Genomic DNA, 3,802 nt, shown 5'->3' with positions numbered 1-3,802 from the left:
CGCCCGGCGGCGGCCTGCGCCGCCGCGTCGCGCTGCGCCTGCTCGCGCTCCTCGCGCTCTATCTGCTCTGGGAGATCACCGCGCGCGTCATGCGCAACCCGACCTTCATTCCCTCACCCGCGGCGGTCTGGCACCAGCTGATCACCACTTCGACCGTGCACGACGGCGTACGCGGATACAGCGGTCACCTGCTGATCGAGCACCTCGGGGTGAGCCTGCGGCGGATCCTGATCGGCTCGGCCGTCGGGATCGCCGGCGGCCTGGTCCTCGGCGTGCTGATGGGCACGATCGGCTGGCTGCGGGTGGTCACCGAGCCGGTCGTCACGTTCGTCCGGGCGCTGCCGCCGCTGGCCTACTTCAGCCTGTTCATCATCTGGTTCGGCATCGACGAGACCCCGAAGCTGTGGCTGCTCGCGATCGCCGCCCTGCCCCCGGTCGCGGTCGCCACCGCCACCGCCGTGCACGGCGCCCCGGCCGGGCTGGTCGAGGCCGCCCGGGCGCTCGGCGCCGGCCGCTGGCAGACCGTGCGCGACGTGGTGCTGCCCGCCGGGCTGCCGGAGATCTTCACCGGGATCCGGCTGGCGGTCGGTGTCGCCTACTCCTCGGTGGTCGCCGCCGAGACCATCAACGGCGTGCCCGGCATCGGCGGCATGGTCCGCGACGCCCAGCGCTACTCCCAGACCGACGTGGTCGTCCTCGGCCTGTTCGCCATCGGCCTGTCCGGCCTGCTCATCGACGCCCTGCTGCGGATCGCCGAGAATCGGCTGATCCCGTGGCGGGGCCGGATCTAAGGAACCACCGTGAAGAGACTCCTCGCCCTCGCCTGCGCCGCCTTCCTGCTCACCGCCTGCGGCAACGGCGCCGCCGCCGGTGGTGGCGCCGACCCGGAGAAGAAGACCATCCGGATCGCCTACCAGGCGTTCCCCAGCGGCGACCTGATCGTCAAGAACCAGGGACTGCTGGAGAAGGCGCTGCCGGACTATCAGATCACCTGGACCAAGTTCGACTCCGGCGCCAGCATCAACACCGCGTTCGTCGCCAAGAGTGTGGACATCGCCGCGATCGGCTCCAGCCCGGTGGCCCGGGGACTGTCGGCGCCGCTGAACATCCCGTACCAGGTGGCGTTCGTGCTGGACGTGGCCGGTGACAACGAGGCGCTGGTGGCCCGCACCGGCAGCGGGGTCACCGACGTCGCGTCGCTGCGCGGCAAGAAGGTCGCCACCCCGTTCGCCTCGACCGCCCACTACAGCCTGCTCGCCGCACTGGACCAGGCCGGGGTCAAGGAGTCCGAGCTGACCATCGTGGACCTGGAGCCGCAGGACATCCTGGCCGCGTGGACCCGCGGCGACCTGGACGCGGCCTACAGCTGGCTGCCCTCGCTGGACGAGCTGAAGAAGACCGGCCAGGTGCTGATCACCAGCCGGGAGCTGGCCGCCGGCGGCAAGCCCACCCTGGACCTGGGCGTGGTCTCCACCGCGTTCGCCGAGGCCCACCCGGAGGCGGTGGACGCCTGGCGCAAGGTGCAGGCGCAGGCCCTCGACGTCATCGCCACCGACCCGGACGCCGCGGCGAAGGCGGTCGGCACCGAGCTCAACCTGGCCCCGGACGAGGCGAAGAAGCAGCTGTCGCAGGGCGTGTTCCTCAAGCCGGCGGACATCTCCTCGCCGCAGTGGCTGGGTACCGAGGGCAACGTCGGCAAGATCGCCGACAACCTGCTCAGCGCCGCCGAGTTCCTCAAGTCGCAGCAGAAGATCGACGCGGTGCCGACGGCCGACCAGGTCAAGAAGTCGATCTATGTGAAGGGCCTGCCCGGTGCCCTCGGCTGAGGCGGTCGTCCTCGACGGGGTACGGCACGCCTACGGTGACGTGACCGCGGTCGGGCCGGTCGACCTGACTGTCCCGGCGGGGGAGTTCCTGGTCCTGGTCGGCGCCTCGGGCTGCGGCAAGAGCACGCTGCTGCGGCTGATCGCCGGCTTCGAGCAGCCGACCGAGGGGACCGTGCGCACCGCCGGTTCGGCGCCGGTGCCCGGCCGCGGCGCCGGCCTGGTCTTCCAGCAGCCGCGGCTGTTCCCGTGGAAGACGGTCGGCGGCAACATCGCCCTGGCGCTGCGCTACGCGGGGGCGCCGGCCACCCCGCAGCGGGTGGACGAGCTGTTGGCCCGGGTCGGGCTGCACGACGTGGCGCACCGGCGTACCTGGCAGATCTCCGGTGGCCAGCAGCAGCGGGTGGCGATCGCCCGGGCGCTGGCGGTGGAGAATCCTCTGCTGCTGCTCGACGAGCCGTTCGCGGCGCTGGACGCGCTCACCCGGGAACGGCTGCAGGAGGACCTGCGCCGGGTCAGCGCCGAGACCGGCCGGACCAGCGTCTTCGTCACGCACAGCGTGGACGAGGCGGTCTTCCTCGGCAGCCGGGTCGTGGTGCTCACGCCGCGGCCCGGCCGGATCGCCCTGGACCTGCCGATCGGCCTGCCGCGCACCGGGATCGCCCCGGACGAGCTGCGCGGCCTGCCGGAGTTCGCGGCGCTGCGGGCCGAGGTCGGCCACGCCATCCGGGACCGGGCGGGGGCGGGCGTGTAGCAGCTGCCCGGGCACAATGATCGACATGCTGGCCGCCACCCGGGAACTGCTGGACTCGCTCGATCCGCTGCCCTACCGGCGGCGGATGGCGAGCCTCGCCGCGTGGGCGCGGACCTCGCCCGAGCGGGCCGAGGTCTGCGCCGACCTGCGCGGCCGGGGGGCGTACGAGCGGCACCTGGCCCTGACCGCCGCGATGGTGGCCCGCGACCGGGACGGCATCGAGGAGGCCACCCGCGACCCGCAGCCGTCGATCCGGCTGATCGCCGTCGACGCCGTGCTGCGGGCCGGGCGGCTCACCGGCCGGCTGGCCGGACTGGCCGCCGTGGACCGCCGGCGCGTCTACCGCACCCTGCGCCGGATCAGGGCGCCGCACCTCGCGGACGCCCTGATCGGCGAGGTCCGCACCCACTACGGGGACTTCGAGGCGGCCCGGGTGCTGCCGTCGTGCGGTCCCGCCACGGTCCGCGCGCTGCTGCCCGACCTGGAGATGTGGGTGAGCCTGTCCGCGCTCGCCGCCCGCCACCCGGGCATCGTGCTGGAGCGGACCGGGCAGCGGCTGGCGGAGGCGGTCCCCGAGGAGCGCGACCGGATCTGGCGGGAGACCTCCGCCGCGGTCCTCACCGGCGACCCCGCCGGGGTTCTCGACCTGCTGGAACGGTACGGCCCGCACGGGCACCTGCCGGGCGGCCTCACCGCGTACGGCCGGCTCGCCGACCATGACGCCGGCCGCGTCGCTCGCCTGCTCACCGCACAGGGCCGCGTCGCCTGGCTGGTGCGCACCCCGCTGCCGGCGGCGCTGCTGCGCCGTCTCGCGGCCCTGCCGGTCGCCGATCTCGCCCCGCTCGCCCGCGCCGCGCGCGACAACGGCTTCAACCTGCCGGCGCTGCTCGCCGAGGTGCCGCCGGCCCGGCGCGGCGAGCTCTACGACGCGGCCGTGTCGGACGTGGACACCGTCACCCGGATCCCGCCGCACGACGTGATGGCCGTGCTGCCCGCCGCGGTCCGGATCCGCGAGGCGACCCGGGTGCTCGGCCTGCCGAAGATCCGCGAGCAGGAGGCGCAGGTCGTCGTCTGGAGCGCCTACCTGGCCTGGCCGCGGGCGTCGGCGGCCCTGGACGCCCCGATCCGCTCCGGCGACGCCGACGACCGCGCGCAGGGATACCGCCTGCTCGTGGCGGCGGCCGGCCGGGCCCGCGACCCGCAGGCGGTGGCCGAGGTGCTGGCC

Annotated in this window: 3 protein-coding genes and 1 pseudogene; all 4 read left to right on the top strand. The window is 74.3% G+C overall.

What is annotated here, in order from left to right; translation table 11 throughout:
• The coding region (locus AB0F81_RS50745) for an ABC transporter permease (RefSeq protein ID WP_360211581.1) at positions 1 to 791 on the top strand (791 nt) is incomplete at its 5' end.
• 9 nt (positions 792 to 800) lie between these two features.
• Complete coding sequence (locus AB0F81_RS50740) at positions 801 to 1,826, top strand: ABC transporter substrate-binding protein (protein ID WP_360211579.1); 1,026 nt, start codon at positions 801 to 803, stop codon at positions 1,824 to 1,826.
• Positions 1,813 to 2,577, top strand: a complete 765-nt coding sequence (locus tag AB0F81_RS50735; protein ID WP_360211577.1) for an ABC transporter ATP-binding protein — start codon at positions 1,813 to 1,815, stop codon at positions 2,575 to 2,577. The genes AB0F81_RS50740 and AB0F81_RS50735 overlap by 14 nt, the downstream gene beginning before the upstream one ends.
• A 25-nt stretch (positions 2,578 to 2,602) precedes the next feature.
• Positions 2,603 to 3,802: pseudogene (locus tag AB0F81_RS50730) on the top strand (hypothetical protein); the annotation flags it as partial.

This window comes from Actinoplanes sp. NPDC024001, assembly GCF_040638955.1.
In the GTDB taxonomy this organism is placed as follows: Bacteria; Actinomycetota; Actinomycetes; order Mycobacteriales; family Micromonosporaceae; genus Actinoplanes.
The sequence above is the reverse complement of the archived record's forward strand: the minus strand, read 5'-3'. Positions and strand labels throughout refer to the sequence as shown.